At 36.6% G+C, this 19,549-nt stretch carries 19 protein-coding genes and 1 riboswitch; of the genes, 17 read left to right on the forward strand and 2 right to left on the reverse strand.

What is annotated here, in order from left to right; translation table 11 throughout:
• Positions 1-389: 389 nt before the first annotated feature.
• The 12 genes from WQ54_RS21280 (at position 390) to WQ54_RS21335 (ending at position 13,396) form a co-directional block, all read left to right on the forward strand.
• On the forward strand, positions 390-2,651 hold the full coding sequence (locus tag WQ54_RS21280; RefSeq protein ID WP_046587072.1) for an arylsulfatase: 2,262 nt from the start codon (positions 390-392) through the stop codon (positions 2,649-2,651).
• 414 nt (positions 2,652-3,065) lie between these two features.
• Positions 3,066-4,691: an FAD-binding protein gene (locus WQ54_RS21285; RefSeq protein WP_046587365.1), complete on the forward strand. Its 1,626-nt coding sequence runs from the start codon at positions 3,066-3,068 to the stop codon at positions 4,689-4,691.
• Positions 4,688-5,032 carry a ferredoxin family protein gene (locus WQ54_RS21290; protein WP_046587074.1) on the forward strand — a complete coding sequence of 115 codons (345 nt, stop codon included), beginning with the start codon at positions 4,688-4,690 and terminating at the stop codon, positions 5,030-5,032. The genes WQ54_RS21285 and WQ54_RS21290 overlap by 4 nt, the downstream gene beginning before the upstream one ends.
• Positions 5,033-5,654: 622 nt before the next feature.
• Positions 5,655-7,391 carry a fumarate reductase/succinate dehydrogenase flavoprotein subunit gene (locus tag WQ54_RS21295; RefSeq protein WP_231597600.1) on the forward strand — a complete coding sequence of 579 codons (1,737 nt, stop codon included), beginning with the start codon at positions 5,655-5,657 and terminating at the stop codon, positions 7,389-7,391.
• Positions 7,372-7,608, forward strand: coding sequence for a ferredoxin family protein (locus tag WQ54_RS21300; RefSeq protein WP_046587078.1), 237 nt, complete (start codon positions 7,372-7,374; stop codon positions 7,606-7,608). The genes WQ54_RS21295 and WQ54_RS21300 overlap by 20 nt, the downstream gene beginning before the upstream one ends.
• Before the next feature lie 52 nt (positions 7,609-7,660).
• Complete coding sequence (locus tag WQ54_RS21305; protein ID WP_046587080.1) at positions 7,661-8,755, forward strand: ABC transporter substrate-binding protein; 1,095 nt, start codon at positions 7,661-7,663, stop codon at positions 8,753-8,755.
• Positions 8,755-9,549, forward strand: coding sequence for an ABC transporter permease (locus tag WQ54_RS21310; protein WP_046587081.1), 795 nt, complete (start codon positions 8,755-8,757; stop codon positions 9,547-9,549). Before WQ54_RS21305 ends, WQ54_RS21310 begins: the two co-directional genes overlap by 1 nt.
• A gap of 22 nt (positions 9,550-9,571) precedes the next feature.
• Positions 9,572-10,339 carry an ABC transporter ATP-binding protein gene (locus WQ54_RS21315; RefSeq protein ID WP_046587084.1) on the forward strand — a complete coding sequence of 256 codons (768 nt, stop codon included), beginning with the start codon at positions 9,572-9,574 and terminating at the stop codon, positions 10,337-10,339.
• 11 nt (positions 10,340-10,350) lie between these two features.
• Positions 10,351-11,514, forward strand: coding sequence for a helix-turn-helix domain-containing protein (locus WQ54_RS21320; RefSeq protein ID WP_052737895.1), 1,164 nt, complete (start codon positions 10,351-10,353; stop codon positions 11,512-11,514).
• A 41-nt stretch (positions 11,515-11,555) separates the two neighbouring features.
• On the forward strand, positions 11,556-12,593 hold the full coding sequence (locus WQ54_RS21325; RefSeq protein ID WP_231597601.1) for an Mrp/NBP35 family ATP-binding protein: 1,038 nt from the start codon (positions 11,556-11,558) through the stop codon (positions 12,591-12,593).
• Positions 12,594-12,620: 27 nt separating this feature from the next.
• On the forward strand, positions 12,621-12,899 hold the full coding sequence (locus WQ54_RS21330; RefSeq protein WP_046587088.1) for a hypothetical protein: 279 nt from the start codon (positions 12,621-12,623) through the stop codon (positions 12,897-12,899).
• Between the two features lie 281 nt (positions 12,900-13,180).
• Positions 13,181-13,396: a hypothetical protein gene (locus WQ54_RS21335; RefSeq protein WP_046587090.1), complete on the forward strand. Its 216-nt coding sequence runs from the start codon at positions 13,181-13,183 to the stop codon at positions 13,394-13,396.
• 70 nt (positions 13,397-13,466) lie between these two features.
• On the opposite strand, the gene WQ54_RS21340 is transcribed toward WQ54_RS21335, so the two are convergent.
• Both WQ54_RS21340 and WQ54_RS21345 read right to left on the reverse strand, forming a co-directional pair.
• Complete coding sequence (locus WQ54_RS21340; protein WP_046587091.1) at positions 13,467-13,784, reverse strand: hypothetical protein; 318 nt, start codon at positions 13,782-13,784, stop codon at positions 13,467-13,469.
• Between the two features lie 12 nt (positions 13,785-13,796).
• Positions 13,797-13,887: riboswitch (SAM riboswitch) on the reverse strand.
• A 300-nt stretch (positions 13,888-14,187) separates the two neighbouring features.
• Positions 14,188-14,772, reverse strand: a complete 585-nt coding sequence (locus WQ54_RS21345; RefSeq protein WP_052737896.1) for a cysteine dioxygenase family protein — start codon at positions 14,770-14,772, stop codon at positions 14,188-14,190.
• 325 nt (positions 14,773-15,097) lie between these two features.
• Here WQ54_RS21345 and WQ54_RS21350 point away from each other — a divergent pair, with 325 nt between their 5' ends.
• The 5 genes from WQ54_RS21350 to WQ54_RS21370 all read left to right on the forward strand — a co-directional run bounded on the left by WQ54_RS21350 (position 15,098) and on the right by WQ54_RS21370 (position 19,530).
• Positions 15,098-15,973: a LysR family transcriptional regulator gene (locus WQ54_RS21350; RefSeq protein WP_046587092.1), complete on the forward strand. Its 876-nt coding sequence runs from the start codon at positions 15,098-15,100 to the stop codon at positions 15,971-15,973.
• 169 nt (positions 15,974-16,142) lie between these two features.
• Positions 16,143-17,330: a CaiB/BaiF CoA-transferase family protein gene (locus WQ54_RS21355; RefSeq protein WP_046587093.1), complete on the forward strand. Its 1,188-nt coding sequence runs from the start codon at positions 16,143-16,145 to the stop codon at positions 17,328-17,330.
• A gap of 141 nt (positions 17,331-17,471) precedes the next feature.
• The gene (locus WQ54_RS21360; protein WP_046587095.1) at positions 17,472-17,852 is read left to right on the forward strand and encodes a hypothetical protein; all 381 of its coding nucleotides are present in this window, start codon (positions 17,472-17,474) and stop codon (positions 17,850-17,852) included.
• A 21-nt stretch (positions 17,853-17,873) separates the two neighbouring features.
• Positions 17,874-18,611 carry an enoyl-CoA hydratase/isomerase family protein gene (locus WQ54_RS21365; RefSeq protein ID WP_046587096.1) on the forward strand — a complete coding sequence of 246 codons (738 nt, stop codon included), beginning with the start codon at positions 17,874-17,876 and terminating at the stop codon, positions 18,609-18,611.
• 157 nt (positions 18,612-18,768) lie between these two features.
• Positions 18,769-19,530, forward strand: a complete 762-nt coding sequence (locus WQ54_RS21370) for an ATP-binding cassette domain-containing protein (RefSeq protein ID WP_046587097.1) — start codon at positions 18,769-18,771, stop codon at positions 19,528-19,530.
• The last annotated feature ends 19 nt before the right edge of the window (positions 19,531-19,549 follow it).

Below are 19,549 nucleotides of genomic sequence, written 5' to 3' on the forward strand. Positions count from 1 at the left end.
ACAACCAGAGAATCCATCGGTATGAAAAGGGAGGTCTTTGGTTGTTTTTATTTAAAGATTTTTAAGGAGAACATACTTTTAGATGTTAAATTGAGAAAATATATTAATTGTCAGCTTTATTTCGACCATTACATATTTTTAAAACATACTTGATTTATCGGAATATAGATATTAATATAGACTTACAAAATCTATTACTACTAACATACTTATTAAGAAATAATCAATTCCGAAGTCAACTGGTCGACCAAAGACTTCACATTCAATTATGGATGTGAAGTTTTTTTTTGTAGAAAGGAGGTAAATCAATGAATTCTTAAGATGAATGAGGCGAGGTTTGGATCTTACCAAGTAAAGTGAAGCGCTTAAATATAGGGAGATGGATAAACATGGATCATTCACGATTTAGAGGGATTATTAGCGATACAATTGAAACGTCAACTCCTTACTGGGAGCAAATGAAAAAACCAAAAGAAGGATCTCCAAATGTTCTGCTTATTTTATTAGATGACTTGGGATTTTCCCATCTTGGCTGCTATGGATCAGATATCCATACTCCAAATATAGACCGGCTTGCCAAAAATGGCCTTCGTTATAACAATTTTCATACGACTGCCATTTGCTCACCGACAAGAGCAGCCTTGCTGACAGGCAGAAATCCACATTCAACAGGTGTTTCTTTTGTAGCACATCATGATAGTGGATATCCGAATGGACGCAGTAAAGTTAGTAAAGAAACGGCCATGTTAAGTGAGATTCTACAAAATGAAGGCTTTAGTACCTTTGCAGTTGGAAAATGGCATTTGCTTCCTGGAAAAGAGCAATCAAACATTGGTCCTTTTACCAATTGGCCCTTAGGCAGAGGATTTGATCGTTATTATGGATTTTTAGAGGGGGCTACAAGTCAGTGGTACCCAGATCTGGTCGAGGATAATCGCCGCATTTCCCAGCCTAAATCACCTGAGGAAGGATATCATTTGACTGAGGATTTAACCGATAAAGCTATTCAAATGATCAAAGAGCAAAAATCAGCACAAGCAGATAAACCATTTTTTTGTTATTTGGCCTATGGTGCGACACATGCTCCCCATCATGCTCCAAAGGAATTTATCGATCAGTACAAAGGAAAGTATGATAAAGGATGGGATATTGTCAGACAGGAATGGTTCAATCGTCAGAGGGATATAGGGATTATTCCAAGTGAAACAAATCTTCCTCCACGTAATCCAGATATCCCTGAATGGGATTCTCTTTCTAATGATCAGAAAAAACTTTTTGCTCGTATGCAGGAAGCATTTGCTGGATTCTTAGAGCATACGGACGAACAAATTGGTAGGTTAATTGATGAATTGAATAAAATAAATCAACTTGAAAATACAATCATTGTCTTTTTATCGGACAATGGTGCATGTGCAATGGGTGGAGATGAAGGCAGTGTAAATTCATGGAGTGAAAGTCTCACACAAGTAAAGGAATTATTTGAAAACAAAATAAATCGAATAGATGAAATCGGCAGCCATCTCGCCGATAATCATTATCCTAAAGGATGGGCAAGTGTCGGAAATACCCCTTTTAAATGGTATAAATCCTTTGTCCATGCAGGCGGAATTAAGGATCCGCTTATCATTCATTATCCGGATGGCATAAATGAAAAGGGCGGCATTCGCTCTCAGTTTCATCATGTAACTGATATCGTGCCTACAATCCTTGAATTACTTAAGATTGATGAACCAAAGGAGGTAAATGGAGTTAAACAACGACCTATCTATGGAGAAAGCCTTGTGTATTCCTTTCATAATCAAGAGGCAGAAACGCGAAAGAAAATTCAACATTATGAAATGATTGGAAACAGGGCCATATGGAAAGATGGATGGAAGGCAGTCGCCATTCATCAGCGTGATACTTCATTTGAAAAGGATGTATGGGAGCTCTATCATGTAGATACAGACTATTCCGAGAGTGTAAATCTTGCAAACCGGCATCCAGAAAAATTGCAAGAACTGAAGAAATTATGGTGGGAAGAAGCAAGGAAATATGATGTATTGCCGCTTGATGGCCGCTCAATTTCAAGTAAAGTAAAAGGAATACCTAATGAAGTAACAAAACATGGGCCTGTTCAAAATATTTATTACCCTACAGAAAATCGTTTTCATTCATCAATCGCACCTGATATTAAAAACAAATCCTTTGAAATAAAAGCTGAATTGAAGAGAAACAGGTTTCAAGAAGAAGGAGTGTTAGTATCCAGCGGCTCACAAGCCGGCGGATATGTTCTCTATATAAAAGATAATCGAGCCTTTTTTGATTATAATTATAATGGAGTTATTCATTATGTTGTTAGATCTGAACTAGAGCTTCCAAATTGGATGAACCAACTTATCTTCCGTTTTGTGAAAACTGGAAAGAATCAAGGTATTGGTCAACTTTATGCAGATGCTTCTCTAATTGGGCAAGCTGAGATAAAAAACACAAACAATCTAGGATTCTCAAAAGGACCTTTCCAAATTGGCCAAAACTCTCAAAGTACCATTTCAAAAGAATATCTGGCTCCATTTGTCTATCAGGGAGCATTGAAACAAGTATCGTTCACAATTGGTTCCTATCAGAAGGATTTGCTTGCCACACTTGAGATGGAATTGGCTAGGGAATGATTTAGTCATGGAAAGATTGTTAATATGAACAAACAATCCAAGACTAGATACAATAAAAGCTATATTTAATAACTAAAATAACCTATTAATAGATGAAGAAATAAATATCTTTTTGTAAAAATTGAGTTGACAGGTTGGAATACTTGGGTATAAGATTAAATAAAAAAATGATTCCGATCGTGTAAACGAAGGTCTAACCAATAATAATGGTTAGGCCTTTTTGTTTAATCAGGGAGGTGGAAAATACTTACCTTTTTGGGTTGATGAACAGGAACCGTTATTTTTTGAAGATAAGAATGCTGGAACCAACTAAAATTGAATCTTTTCCGTCGACCATATGTTTGGAGGCATACTTTCTATTTGGAAAAGTATGCTTTTTTTGTTCAAAAAACTGAAAGAGGGAGTGGGTTAAATATGATACGAAATAATCAAAATAACGAACTGAGCGAAAAAGCAGATATAGAGATACAGGCAGATGTAGTTGTAGTGGGTGGAGGACCCTCAGGAACCTGGGCAGCATTAACTGCTGTATTAAAAGGGGCAAATGTCATTTTAGTAGATAAAGGTTATTGTGGTACAAGTGGCGCAGCAGCACCGTCAGGCAATGGGGTCTGGTATGTAGACCCTGACCCTATAAAAAGAGAGGAAGCAATGAAGAGTCGTGAGGCTTTAGGAGGTTATTTAGCAGAACGCAAATGGATGGAAAGAGTTCTAGACCGCACTTATACGAATATGAATCACCTTGCAGAATGGGGATACCCTTTTCCGGTTGATGGTCTTGGAAATACTTACCGGAAAAGTTTACAAGGACCAGAATATATGAAACTTATGCGAAGGTTAATTAAAAAGAAAGGTGTTCGCATCCTTGATCATAGTCCTGCATTAGAGTTATTAGTTGATGAAAATGGTGTAGGAGGGATATATGGTATACGTCAACAAACAGAAGAAACTTACAAAATTAAAGCAGGTGCTGTTGTTATTGCTTCTGGTGGCTGCGCATTCCTCAGTAAAGCCCTTGGCTGCAACGTTTTAACGGGTGATGGATATTTAATGGCTGCAGAAGCAGGTGCTCATTTCTCTGGAATGGAGTTTTCAAACGCGTATTCGATATGTCCGGCATTTTCATCTGTAACAAAATCAGCTTTTTATAGCTTTGCAACTTTTTATTATGGCGATGGTACTCCTATAAAAGGGGCTGGTTCACAAAAAGGACGATCAATTATAGCCAAAACACTATTAACTGAGCCAGTTTATGCAAAGCTGGATAAAGTTGATGAAGACGCAGAAAGATGGATGAGAACTGCTCAACCAAACTTTTTTCTATCTTTTGATCGCCTTGGTATTAATCCATTTACGCAATTATTTCCTGTTACGTTACGATTAGAAGGGACGGTTAGAGGAACTGGCGGAATTCATATCGTTGATGAATCATGCGCAACAAAAGTACCTGGTTTATATGCTTCAGGCGATGCCGCAACTCGAGAATTTATTTGCGGTGGTTTTACCGGTGGCGGCAGTCACAACGCAGCATGGGCGATGTCCTCTGGTTCTTGGGCTGGTGAAGCTGCTGCTTCTTATGCTGTGAAGCTGGTAAATTTGAATGCTTCCAGGAATGTTAAAAGAGTTTCATCAATGCCATTAAGCAAGAAAATAAATTTAGGGAGTGCAACGTCTTCGAAAGAAATTGTAACTAGAGTACAACAAGAAGTTCAGCCTTACGATCGAAATCTGTTTAGATCTGAAAAGAAATTAGAAGAATCACTAAATCTTTTGAACCAAGTTTGGGAGGACATCCGCCAAGGCTTTCTTGAAACGGAGGGGAACATCATAAAAAGCAGAGAGGCAGCAGCTATGACAGCAACAGCTCGTTGGATGTACACTGCAGCAATTGAGAGGAAGGAATCCCGGGGCATGCATAAAAGAGAGGATTTTCCAAATATAAATGAAAGCTATCACTATCGGTTGCTAACTGGAGGGCTTGATCTTATTTGGGTAAAGAAGGATCTTCAATCTGTTCATAAGGAGGTAACAAATTTATGATAGAGGTTGTTAGTAAATCCCGTTGTATCGAATGTAATCAATGTATCGCCGTTTGCCCTACAAATGTATTTGAAAAAGGAACAGATGGTTACCCGGTTATTTCTAGGAAAGATGATTGTCAAACATGCTTTATGTGTGAGCTCTATTGTCCAGCAGATGCACTCTATGTTTCTCCAAAAGCTGATGAATATGTAAGTATATTGGAGAATGATGTAGTGGAAAATGGCCTTTTAGGGAGTTATCGGGAAAGTATTGGCTGGGGAAGGGGAAGAAAATCTACAGCTGTAAATGACGGTTCATATATCATGTTTCGCGAAATAAATAAACAAAACACAAAGTAAAAATTCAGCTGAAATAAAAGGTGGATGTGAAAGGTTCATTCAAATTCCTGCAGTGATTCTCCATCTTTAATCCTTACTGAATGTTTTGGAGGATTAATGGAAGTGTTAGTTATTGTTTTAAAGGATTAAATCCAAAGATAAAGATGATGAATCCTTCATTTACTGACTTTGCTTATTGGAAATAACAGCGTCAAATGGTCTTCAATTCTTCACAACTAATGCTGCTGTGAAGTCTTTTTTAATGAAAAAGGCTAAAACCATATGTAAAAAACTAATTTTGTTGAATTCATTACATATAAAACTAGTGACGTGAAATAAACAGTTGCCAGACGGTAGAAGAAGACTAACCTTTTTAGTATGTAAAATCTATTCTTTTCTTTATGTTTTGTTCTCTTTTTTTATCTCATTTTCCTCATTGCTCCTCATTGTTAATTGTTTTTCTTCAAATGATTGTAGCAAATGGGAACTGTATGATACATTACAGCTATAGTTTTAACCAACTAAATTTATCGGTTTTATTGATATTCCAACCGGACAACCGGAGGTACTTTTCTTAAGAATAGAAAAGTGCCTCTTTTTTTCGGTTTTGAATATGTAAGAAATGACAAGAGGAGCGAAGGGAATGAAAGAGATGGAGACAAGAGAATATGTCACTGATGTATTAATTGTTGGAGGCGGGACTGCAGGTACAATGGCTGCTATAAAAGCAAAAGAAACAAATCGTGATTTACAAGTACTTATTATCGACAAAGCAGATATTCGCAGAAGCGGAGCCATTTCAATGGGGATGGATGGATTAAATAATGCGATTATTCCGGGTCATGCCACTCCTGAGGAATATACATTAGAAATAACAGCTTCAAATGATGGTATTATCGATCAAAAAGCAGTTTATCGACAAGCAAGCGAGTGCTATGAAGTGGTAAAAGAGTTGGATTCATGGGGAGTAGACTTTGAAAAAGATGACCAGGGAGAATATGTCGTTCATCGTGTTCATCGAAAAGGAAAGTATGTGCTCCCAATGCCAAAGGCCAGTGATTTAAAGCTTATTTTAGCTAAAAAAGTAAAACAAATGAGAGCAAAAGTGGTAAACAGGGTAATGGTCACAAGATTATTAACGTCAGGAAATCAAGTAGTAGGTGCACTAGGTTTTGATGTAGTGAAGGGGGATTTTATCATTATCCGGGCAAAAGCAGTGATCCTAACAGCAGGTGCGGCGGGAAGGATGAGCTTAACAGATAGCGGATATTTATATGGTACCTATGAAAATCCCACCAATTCTGGTGAAGGTTATGCGATGGCTTACCAAGCCGGAGTGGAATTGACGGGGATTGAATGCTATCAAATAAACCCAACGATGAAGGATTATAATGGACCTGCTTGTGCTTATGTTGCAGGGCCATATGGCGGCTTTACTGCAAATTCACTAGGAGATCGTGTCACGGGTTGTGATTATTGGAGCGGCGAACTAATTATGAATATGTGGAAGCTTGCAAATAAGGGAGAATGGCCATTGTATTTAAAAATGGACCATTTACCTGATGAAATTATTAGCAAGATTGAATCAATTCTGCACAATAATGAACGGCCAAGCAGAAGTACCTTCCACAAAGGGAGAGAAAAGGATTATCGAACGGACATGGTTGAACTTCACTTCTCTGAAATTGGTCTTTGCAGCGGGCATAGTGCTGCAGGTGTTCTTGTGAATCATGAGGCAGAAACATCAATGAAAGGACTTTATGCTGCAGGGGATATGGCTTGCGTTCCTCATCAGTATTTATTAGGAGCCCTGACTTTCGGGAAAATATCTGGAATTAATGCAGCAAATTTTGCAGAGAAGCAAAGTTTGCTCGAGGTTAATGAAGAGCAAATAAATGAAGAGAAAGATAGAATCATTAAGCCATTGCAGAACGCTGATGGCGTGCCACATCATCAAGTAGAATATAAGATTCGCCGGATTGTCACTCAATACATGATGCCTCCAAAAACAACAACAAAGCTTAAAATAGCTCTTGAAAAAATTGAACATTTTCGAAAGGTAGATTTGAATCTATTAGGTGCAAAAGATCCACATGAGCTAGGCCGGGCCTTGGAAATTCATAGTATTGTAGATTGTGCCGAGATGATGGCAAAAGCGTCTCTTTATCGAAAAGAAAGCAGATGGGGCTTCTATCATTATTTCTTAGATTATCCGCAAAAAGATGATGAAAATTGGCTAAAACGAGTGATTGTAAAAAAAGGGAAGGACGGTTTAATGGAGATCTTTTCGAGAGAACTTCCTGAATATATTCTGGGATTAAAAGAAAAAACTCAAGTCGAATTGGAAAAGGAGAAGACCAATGAGCAACCTATCTGCTAAATTTGTTTCCCAACGTTCAGAAGCCAGTATCATTATTGACCGTGATAAATGCATTGGCTGCAATATTTGTGTGCAAGTATGTCCAATGGGAATTTTAGCCCTTGATGATGAGAAAAAAGCGTATATGAAATATGACGAATGCTGGTATTGCACCCCGTGTCAAACGGATTGTCCCGTTGATGCTGTAACAGTAAATTTACCCTATTTAGTTCGTTAAAAAATGGTGATGGAGTCATTGACTTCATCACCCCTAACAAGGAGGATAGAGCATGGTCAAAAGTAAGATTTTTGCTGTAATAATCGCTTTTTCTATTATGGCCTTTCAAGGATGTTCGAATGAGGTTACGAACTCAGAAGAAAAAAATAACAAGAAAAGAGAAATCATCACAATTGGCTATCAAACACCTACGGCTCAAACATGGGGAGCACTTATTATTAAGAATCAAGGGTTATATGAAAAACACCTACATAAATTGTACCCAGATAAGGAGTTTACGATAAATTGGTTTGATGCCAATGCAGGTGCTATTTTAAATAACAATATGGTTGGTGGAAAAATTCAGATTTCATTTTTAGGAGATATGCCAACATTACTTAATGCTCAAATAGGTATAAAGCAAGAAAATTACAATTCTGTTTTTCTAGCATTTGATGGCAAAGGGTATGATGGGAAAAACCAATCGATTGCGGTACCAAATGAGAGTAAAATAACCACCATTGAAGATCTAAAGGGAAAAACAGTGTCTACACCAATCGGAAGCAGTTCCCATCGGATGCTGCTTGATGCATTAGAACAGCATCAATTAGTTGACGAGGTAAAGATTGTGGATCAATCTGTCACAGTCGGAATGCAAAGCATCGAACAAAATAAAATCTCCGCACATTCAACATGGGAGCCGTATCCAAGTTTAATTGAAGGAAACAAAATAGGAAAATTGATCCTCTCTGGTGAAGAGACAAAAATAGACTATTTAACAGCTGTTGTTGCGAACAAGGATTGGGCAAAAAAAAATCGAAATTATGTTGTGGCTTTTCTCCAGGCGTTAAATGAAGCCCATCAAATAGCGTTAACAGATCCTGAAAAAACTGCGAAAATTTTCCAAGAAGAAAGTAAGTATCCGTATAATATTACATTGAAAATGGCAAAGAATATCAGGTTTGATTCAACTATATATCAAAAAGATATAGATACATTAAATGGCAGTATTGACTTTTTAACAAGGATTAACCGACTTGATGAAAAAATTAACTTGAACGATTTTATCGACGAAAGCTATTTGCTAGAAGCCATTAAACGTCAAGGGAAGAAGGAATTAACAGAAGAAGAGTTCAAAGGCGACTGGATAAAGGGGAGGGTAAATTAATGAAATCCTCAAATTCAAGTGCGGTACCATTCAATAAGAAAGGAATGCAATATCTTGTCCGAAGTATAGCAATCGTAGTGTTATTTCTCTTATGGCATATTCTTGTCATTCACAATATTAATTGGCCATTACAATTTGGAAATCTTCCAAAACCAATTGAAGTCTTAACCTCTTGGTATCAAACATTTTTTTCAGCTTCGTATTACAAAGATATCATGGCTAGTACGATACGGGTGTTAGCTGGTATCCTTCTTGGGTTAGTGAGCGGTGTACCTTTAGGTATGTGGGTAGGACTTTCTCGTAGTAAAGTGAGTGAGGCTCTTTATACAAACCTTGAATTATTTCGTCCGATTCCTTTAATCGCTTATTTGCCGATAACTATGCTGTTATTTAGTACAATCGAAAGCAGTATTATTTTTATAACATTTCTTGGTGCTTTTTTTCCTATTTTTATTAATAGCATGGATGCAGTAAAACAGGTTCCATCCTCTATCGTGGATGCCTCACGCTGCTTAGGTTGCAGGCCCATTCAATCGATTTGGAGAATTTATCTTCCGGCCGTTTTGCCGCAAATATTTACAGGAATTTCAGTTGGAATAGGAGCCTCATGGATGGGAGTCATAACCGCCGAAATGATGTCGGGACAAACGGGAGTCGGGTATGCAACATGGTATGCGTACCATTTGATGGATTATCATTTATCAATCATCGGGATGTTCACAATAGGAATTCTTGGATTTACTTCAGTTGTTATTATTCGAAGCTTAGAGAGATTCATTGTTAAATGGAAATAAACGCGGAAAGCAGGTGGATAAAATGCTTGTTACTTTAGAGAATGTTACAAAATCATACAATGTTGGACAAAGGAAAATTGAAGCGATACGTAACCTGTCTTTGGCAATACAAGAAAATGAATTTGTATGCATTGTCGGGCCTTCTGGTTGCGGGAAAAGTACGATATTAAAAATGATCGCCGGAATAGAAAATGAAACAACCGGAGCTGTTACATTTAGGGGACAAAAAGTGACACAGCCCTCAGTTGATAAAGGGTTTATTTTTCAAGACTATGCACTGTTTCCTTGGTTAACTGTAAAGAAAAATATCCTTTTTGGGCTGGAAATGATAAAGGCAAATTCAGCAGTAAGGAAAAGCCGACTGGAGGAATATACGGATTTATTAGATTTAGGTAAGGCGTTAGAGCTTTACCCTGACCAATTATCTGGAGGTATGAAGCAGCGCGTGGCAATAGCAAGAGCACTTTGCTTGAAACCGAAATTGTTGCTTATGGATGAACCCTTTGCTGCACTTGATCCATTTTTACGACAGAAATTACAAGATGAATTGTTAAGAATTTGGCAGGTTGAAACGATTACATTTGTTCTTGTCACACATGATATAGAGGAAGCCGTGTACCTTGCTGATCGAGTAATCGTGTTAACACCTGGACCAGGGACAATAAATGACGTTATTTCTATATCTATACCCCGTCCAAGAAAAAGATCAGGCGATCATCTAGCTCAAATACGCAATGAAATCAACAAGTTAATTATTCCGCAGACGATCTATCAATCTGCTTATATATAAAGGTGATAAAAATGGGAATGGATCGATTAAATATCATGACGATGCAACAAACTATGGATTATCTTAACGTCAGCCGTGCAACAATTGACCGTTGGAGAAAAGATAAACAATTACCTTTTATTAAAATTGGAAAAGAAGTATTGTTTGAAAAAACAGCGATAGATGAATGGATCAGGGGTTATTCTACACAAGAAAGCCATGATGAGACAACTGTAATAATCGGCTATCAAAGTAGGACAGCACATATGTGGACAGCCTTATTAATAAAAGAGCTGGGATATTTTAAAGAAGAGCTTGAACATTTTTTTCCTATGAAGGGTTTTTCTATTCATTGGCATAATGCAGCCAGTGGATTAGAGTTAGTCGAATTAATGATAAAAGGCAAGGTGCATATTGCTTCGCTAGGGGATTATCCGATGACAATTTGCAATCAACTAAGCAAATTGTTTCCGGAATTTCAATCAGTCATTCTTGCTTTCGACGGGAAAACGGAGAAAGGTTGCGGTATTTCATTTGTTGCCCCAAAACAAGCAACGATCATTTCAGAGCAGCTTTTCCATAACCCGATCTCTACAGTGACAAATTCAAGTGCTGATGTCAGGTTACTTGAATTAGTATCTGCGTTTGGACAAGATATTAGACCAAAAGTCGTTCATCAATACATGGATGATAGCTTGGACAGTATCGCTCAGCAAAGAATTGGAGGAAGTGTAATGTGGGAGCCTTATCCAAGCTTATTACGCCATTATGATAAAGGTCAAATTATTATTGAAGAGGTTGGTGAGAGTGATTATTTAACCGGAATAGTGTCAGAAAATAGCTGGCTGCAACATAATGAAGCAGTGACGATTTCATACTTAAAAGCACATATTCGAATTCATCAGCTTCTCAGAAATAATCCGTATAAAGCAGCTCAAATACTAGCTTCATGTACAAATCTGCCACTTCAAATTATTCTTCAAGTGATCATCAAAGTACGTTGGGATTCTACGATTTATGGTCGAGACATTGACACATTAAAAAGATTTCATTCGCAAAGAACGAACGATAAAAGTGATGACCATTCTTTTTTAGTAAAAACCGAGTATTTACAAATGGCGATTGACGAATTGAATCTGCCTTTACTTACAAATTCGATCGTAAATGGGCATTGGTCCACAGATGTTCTTTATTAGTAACCCTGTGGTTTCAAAAAAACGTGAAATGTGGTGTTTTAATGATGTTATCAAAAACGGTCATAATAAATTCACTAAAGGGTGTTTCTGATCGGAACTTAAACAAAAGCATTGTTGAAACTGGAGGTGTAAGAGAAATAAAACTAAGCAAGGGAAATGTCAGCTTAAGAATCGCTCTCTCTAAAGCTGAAGGTCATGAAACACAGAAGATCCAACAGCAAATTGTTAAGTTGTTAAAAGATAAAGGCGCTAACTCTGTTGGATTTAAATTTGAGCAATTGTCTCGCGAAGAGATCTTGAAGCTTGGTGGTTCACCAGATTCGAGTGATATCGCACCATCTTTGTTAAACCCGAATTGTACTGCTACTTTTATCGCCATAACCAGCGGAAAAGGAGGGGTAGGAAAGACTACAATCGCAGTAAACCTTGCAATCGAATTGACCCGATTAGGGAATAAAGTGGGACTAATTGATGCAGATATTTATGGATTTAGTATCCCTAATATGATGGGAATTACAACGATACCCAAAATAAGTAATGGTTTGATTCAACCAATAGAGCAATTTGGAGTCAAAGTTATCTCCATAGGTTTTTTTATAGAAGACAATGGCGCTATTTTATGGCGTGGACCCATGCTGGGAAAAATGCTCGAACAATTTTTTACTAAAGTCGAGTGGGGAGAGATTGATTATCTGCTGATCGATTCTCCGCCAGGTACAGGGGACGTCGCTATGTATTTAGATAAGACAATACCTTCTATAAAAGAAATTCTTGTCACAACACCACAAGAGACTTCAGCGTTTGTTGCTGAAAGGGCTGGAGAAATGGCAGTAAAAACAGGTCATGAAATAATAGGTGTTATTGAAAATATGGCTTATTATCAGGAGAGTGATGGAGAGAAGAAATATTTATTTGGTCAGGGAGGCGGGAAGCGTTTAGCGGATAAATTCAATGTAGAGTTGCTGGGAATGATTCCTATTTCCCAACATACAACGAAGTGTGAAGATGGTTCTATTCACACCAAGAATTTTCAGGAAGTGACACAAAAGATCATGAGAAAGACAGAAAGATGCAAGTAATCTTGTCCAAGTAAGCAGGTGAAGAAAATGGCTGCCAGAATTTATTTATTTTCTTATGAATCTCAGGTTAATAATCATACAAAAGAATGTATTCAAAAAAGCTTAACTACCTTATATGATATTAAGCAAATTCATGAAAATGTTAACATGATCAAGACAGATGATGATATAACCATTCTTGAAAAATATTTATCTTCTTGTTTTGATAAGAAGGAAAGTTACTTAATAGTGGATATTACGGAGCAGCCATGCCGCAATAAAACCACAAGTTCCTCTGGTATATCATTTTGGATGGATAACATTTAAGGAAGTCGTTGCTGCATCCACTAATAAAAAATATCTAAATAAATGATAGAACGATACAAAACTTCGTATGTGTCTTTAGGTACTGTTTTAATGCCGGAAATATTAAAATTTTGTAAATATTATTGAAACTCTTTATAGATTTATATATAATGATTTTAAAATAAGGGAAAAGCTGACTTGTCTACAAGAGGCGCTAAAAAGTTCTCAAGCAATACGAACTTTTTAAGCGTCTCTTTTTCGTTTTTCTCTTATTTAAACTCCGTTATGTGAGGGGATTTAAGATGGAAAAAATGGCGCTGAGTATGACGATGATGACATGTATGGAAAGAATGATGTGCGAAATGAAGTGTATGAAGATGATGATGAATGAAATGTGTGAAATGGGTATGAATATGGAAATGAACCTGGATCAGATGATGAATACAATGCAAGAGTGCGATGAAATGATGACATCTATGATGATTATGATGGCTGAATTGAAGGAAAATGCTAAGTAATTACTTAAGAGGAAGCACCCTATCATAGATAGGATGCTTTTTTAACGACTAAAAAATTTAAAACTTGAGACTAAATCGTGAATGATGAAGACTGTATCGTTCGAATTTGTCGTCCAACTATAAGCCGCTGATGCTTGAGCTTTCGTAATTTCCAATCAAAATATTGATGATTTTTTTGATTATAAATGGAAAGTATTTCATCATTTAATTGTTTATATCTTTCTATAAGATTTTTAAGCAAGGTTGATTGATTTTGTTTTTTTTTAGATTGGATTGTTTTTAATTTTTCAATTATTTCTTGCTGCCACAACGGATCTCCAATTTGACCTGCAAAAAGATACAAATCTAAATAATCATTTACCTGTAACTCCTCTTCATGAATGCTCATAAACATTCTCCTTTCTTATCTTCAGGAATTAGCACCTTACAGAAAAAACACTGTGGTTGCTGAGGTTTCATAGGACCAGTTCCTCCGCCTCTCTTGATAAGATGATTTTTTTTTCATATTATAATAATCGGATTAATAGGAATTGTCAATAAAATTTTTTGGTGTTGTTTTTTTATTTAAGGCTCTTTTATTGTTTTTTAAAAGGTAGTTTGAAGCGGAAATCAAACTTTCCGGACTACTTTAAAATTAACAACATGTTTGCGAACAGTGCCTTAAAAAAGATACACACCAGAAAGATAAATCTTAGAAAAAGCAATATAAGAAACCAAGAAGAAGAGTTTTCCCTCACTTCTTTGGTTTAAGAATTTTTAATACTAAGGTTTATTGATAGCATACAGATTTTTTAACTAAAAATTGGTTTTACATTTTCATGCGCTGTAACAATAGAATGAATTTCGGAGGACTTATTTTCATAACGATGTCTTTTTTGCTTCCCTATATCTGTGCCATAAATATGAATGGTAATAGCCGTATCCTTATAGGGATTACGTACACTATGGATGTCTGCATTTGGCGGATAGACAAACGAAATATCATTCTTTTTAGCAATGACAGTGTCAAGGACTTCTAAATTAAAACCGCGATCAAATTGATCATGATGTACTTTTCGATATCTTGTTTCTTCAATTGCCCCTTCATATAATCCCACAAGTCCCCAAACCAAATGGTCGTGAATAGGCGCTGTTTGTCCTGGTCCCCATACAAAAGCAACAATGGAAAACGCATCATCTTCAGGTTTGTAAAGTAAATATTGACTATATTTCTCTAATCTGGGCTGTCTATAGTCTTGCGGGAGTAATCCTTCTGTTTCAAGCAATTTAGCAAAATGAGGCTTAAGGATGTTCACAATCCCTTTTTCACTTTTTTCCAACTCAAGGACTTTTCTAACCTCTTTTTCAAAGTGTTGCAGCGCTTTTATATGTGTCATTATGTGCTCCTTTACAAAAAATTTAGAAATACCTATAAAAATATCATAAGTATCATCGCGGCGTTTGTATAATTGAAAAATAAAAACGGATCGTTCAAAATAAATAAACTGTTCATAAAACCAACTTGACTGATCAGAAAAATGGGTTTATAGTTAGAGTAATAAAATTCCAATAACCCACTAGACAACTAGAGGTCACCGAATAGATAAGATACAGTGGCTTTAACTAGTGGTTTTTTTATTTAATTCGATTATAAAAGCCTATGAAATCTTTATCTAAGATTCATAGGCTTTTTTTGTTGATAATGATTAAAGGGGTGAGCAGATGGATTTTAGGGCTCTAAAAACCTTTCAAACAATAGCAAGGCTGGGAAGTTTTAATAAAGCAGCTGATGAGCTGAAGTATGTACAATCAACGGTTACTTTGCAGATTCAGAAGCTTGAAGCAGACCTTGGGGTAAAATTGTTTGAACGAGGCAAAAAAATTTACTTGACTGAAGCAGGCAGAATATTTTTAGAAAAAGTAAACTTATTACTTAGAGACGTAGAATATGTTCAAAAAACGATGCATGAATGGCAGCAAGGTGAAACCGGCCAAGTGAGAATTGGTGCAATAGAGCCTATGGCCATCTATAGACTTCCAAAAATATTGCGACGTTTTTGTGAGAAATATCCTAAAGTACAAATAAGTATTCAATTAAATAATACCCAAAATTTAACGAAAATGATGAAAGAAGGAGAACTGGACTTAGCTATTTGCAATACACCTGTATTGGACCAAACGACGACATTTGATCCTTTGTTAGTTGAAGAGGTGTCTCTTCTTATTCCTGAAACTCATCACCTGCTGCAAAAAAATGAATTATTCTTATCAGATTTAATCAATGAGAAACTCTTAATTGGTGCACTTACATGTAATTATAGAATAAATTTAGAAAAATCATTAGCTCAAGCAGGAGTGAGTATTCAATCAGGGTTGGAAATAAATAGTATGACCGCTTTAAAAGAATTTGTACAACAAGGTCTTGGAATTGCCATTGTTCCAAATGTTGTAGTTGGGTCAGATCCTGAAGGGATGGTCCTAAAAAAAATCGTTGACTATAAAGAAGGTGTTGTAACGGGGATTTTAAGAAAAACAAATAGCTTAACATATGGTACTGCTATAGAACGATTAATTACATTCATAAAAGAAAGTTTTTAATGGTCATGATTTAATGACTTTAAAAAAAATGAACAATACGTTTTTATTTATCAATTATACAAATCGAATCATTTGATTTATACTTTGTGAAAACAGACAATTCCTAGTTGAAAACTTAGTTAACTAGTCTAGTAAAATGGAATGTTGTTAGAAAGGAGTTTGAAAATTAATGAGTACAGAAAGTAACGGGCCCCTAACCGGCTTGCGTGTTATTGAATTTGGGCAAATTGCTGCAGGTCCATATACGGGAATGCTATTGGCCGATATGGGAGCAGATGTTATAAAAATCGAAAGACCAGATGGCGGAGATGGAATGAGATCATGGCCCCCTTTCTTTGAAGCTGATGGGACCGGCAGTTATAGTGCTAATTTTTCCTCTTTGAACCGCAATAAACGAAGTGTTGCAATCGATTTTAATGATCAAGAAGATTTGAGGGTTTTAAAGGAGCTTTGTATAAAAGCAGATGTCATTGTTGAAAATTTCCGACCAGGTGTCTTAGGGAAATTTGCTTTAGACTATCAGCATCTTTCAATAGATAATCCACAAATCGTTTATTGCTCGATCTCAGGATACGGTCAACAAGGTCCTTATGCTAAAAAGGGTGCGTTTGATGTAACAATACAAGCATTTAGCGGGTTAATGAGTGTAACGGGGGAAGAGGATGGTCCTGCAGTAAAATGCGGTGTTCCAATAGCAGATTTTGCAGTTGGTTTATATGCGGCTTATTCAATAGCTGCTTCTATTACCAAAGCGAAGCAAGATGGAAAGGGTACGTATATAGACTGTTCCATGCTCGGATCTGTATTAGGGATCTCAGCATTACAAACGAGTGAATATTTTGGAAACGGCCGAGCTCCAAAAAGATTAGGTACAGCTCATCCTCGAAACGCACCTTATCAAGGATTTTATGGTAAGGATAAACCTTTTGTCATAGCAGCTGGAAATGATAAGCTTTGGTATGAAGTTTGTGAAGCTACTAATTTACAAGAATTATATTTAGACCCAAGGTTTTCTACACAAACAAACAGAGCAAAAAATCAAAAGGTATTAAAAAAGATTTTACAGAACGTATTTGTTACGAAAAAAGCTGATGAATGGCTTGAGGAATTTGATCAAAGAGGTGTCCCGTCAGCACCGGTAAATGATTTTAAAGAAGCATTGGCAAATCCGATTACTGAATCACTAAATATTATGAAAACGATGAATTTACCGAACGGTGTACAAACACCGACAATTGGTTTTCCAGTGAAAATGACTGGATATGAATTTGAGATTTATCAGAACCCCCCTTTAATCGGTGAACATAATAATGAGGTGATAAAAGAATGGCTTCATCCGATTGTCACAGAAAGTTAGTCCAAATACGGAAACTTAATCTTTAAAGTTGAGTTGTCGGATAAGATTAATTGGTTTTTAATGAGGGTTAGAAAAATGATTAAAGAACATTTTTCTACTAAATAAGCCATATTATGATAAATGAACTGGAAGGAGATACATATGATTATTGCTATGGTTCTAGGAGAGAAGGAAACGATTGTTCCTATTATTGAAGGTAAAGTGATTCGCCTATACGATGTAAAATCAGGTGATGTTCAAGATTTTGAAAATCCAGCCCTTAAAGTGGATACTGGGAAAAGAGGAGCTGTTATCAAGTGGCTGAATGAAAGAGGGGTACACATATTATGCTCACCTCCAAGTATGCTATGTGAGTTGTCCTACGAGACGGCTAAACAAGCAAACTTTCGATACTACCGTGTCCAAAAGAATACTCCTTTTTTTAGTGTAAAACAAGAGTTAGCTAGCAACCAATTAGAATTAACAGAAGCACTTCCAAAGAATGAAATTGAGCCTAGCCTCATACCAAAAGTGAGCAAATAGAAAGATGACGAAAGGAATGTTATGGATAAGGTAAAGCTAGTTATTCACCAAAACGAAACATATAAAAAAGTTGCTCAAATAACCCTGAACAGTGTGCAAAATCTTAATGCGATCGATGTAGATTTATATATTGAATTAAAAAAGAGCCTGGAAATCATCAAAAAAAGAGATGATATAGGTGTCCTTATGATTACTAGCGAACTAACTCGAGCATTTAGTACCGGAGTAAATGTTAAATATATTCAGACATTAACAAATAAGGAAGCAAGCCATTTTTTCCAAGATTTATCGAATTTACTAAGTGAACTGGCCCTTTTGCCCATCCCTACAATTGCTTTAGTAAATGGCTACACATTTGGAGCAGGAGCCGATCTTGCACTTGCATGTGATTTAAGAATAGCTAGTTTATCGGCTGTTTTTCGATTTCCAGGCCCGCAATTCGGATTGATCCTTGGAACACAACGGCTCATTAACGAAGTTGGCCCTTCCGCTGCAAGGTACCTCACATTAACAAATACTAAGGTTCCTGCTCAAAAAGCATTAACTTATGGATTAATTCATGAGGTTTGTAAGGATGAAAAAGAGGGACTTGAAAATTTGGCAAAGTGGGCGGATACAATGTTAAATATTCCTTTGCAGACAGCTCAACAATTGAAGCAGTTATGTCACACCCAGCAGGATTTCTTACCCAATCTGACTAAAGACTCGGTATTAAATGGGGATTTTGGAAAGAGGTTTAAACATTATTTAATGAAATAATGTTTAAGAAAAAAAGGGGAATTAGAGTTTTTATATGAAAGGGCTGACCAGTACACTGGAGGTCCAATAACACATTGGTGTTGTTGGGCCTATTTGCATGTTTAATCAAGGAGAAATCCATTCTTTAGAAAAATAAAGTTAGTTTGGAGTGAAGGAAATGGAAGAGAAGGTTGGTGTGGAACTAAACATTCATAATCTGCAAAAATCATTTGGAAACTTACAAGTATTGAACAATATTGATCTGCATGTTTCTCCAGGTGAATTTGTAGCGATTGTTGGAAAAAGCGGCTGTGGCAAAAGTACTCTTTTACGCCATATAGCAGGATTAGAGGTCGTGACAACGGGTGAAATACTTCAAAATCAGTTGATTATTAACGGGTTAAATCATGAAGCTCGGATTATGTTTCAAGATGCGCGTTTATTGCCATGGCAAACTGTTCTTGAAAATGTAGGAGTTGGACTTGGTCTAAATAAAGGCTGGAGACATCGTGCAATTTGGGCGTTAAAACAAGTTGGATTGGAGGAGCGAGCAAACGATTGGCCCTCAGTATTATCTGGAGGACAAAAGCAGCGGGTTGCTTTGGCGAGGGCATTGGCGTCCGAGCCACATTTACTGCTCTTGGATGAGCCGTTAGGAGCATTGGATGCATTGACAAGAATTGAGATGCAAGCTCTCATAGAAAAGCTTTGGCTTGAACAAAAATTCACAGCCTTATTAGTGACACATGATGTCAATGAAGCTATCACTTTAGCTGATCGAGTAATTTTAATTGAAGAAGGATCCATACAGCTAGATGTAAGAATTCCTTTATCAAGACCTAGAAATCGAACAAATAGTGAGTTTACGAAACTAGAGGAGAGAGTTCTAAATAGAGTGTTAGGACGGGTTGAACGTTTAAGAAGAACAGCAAATGAATAATCCTGATTAAAAATTACGA

It is taken from the genome of Bacillus sp. SA1-12 (assembly GCF_000981385.1).
GTDB lineage: Bacteria > Bacillota > Bacilli > Bacillales > Bacillaceae > Metabacillus.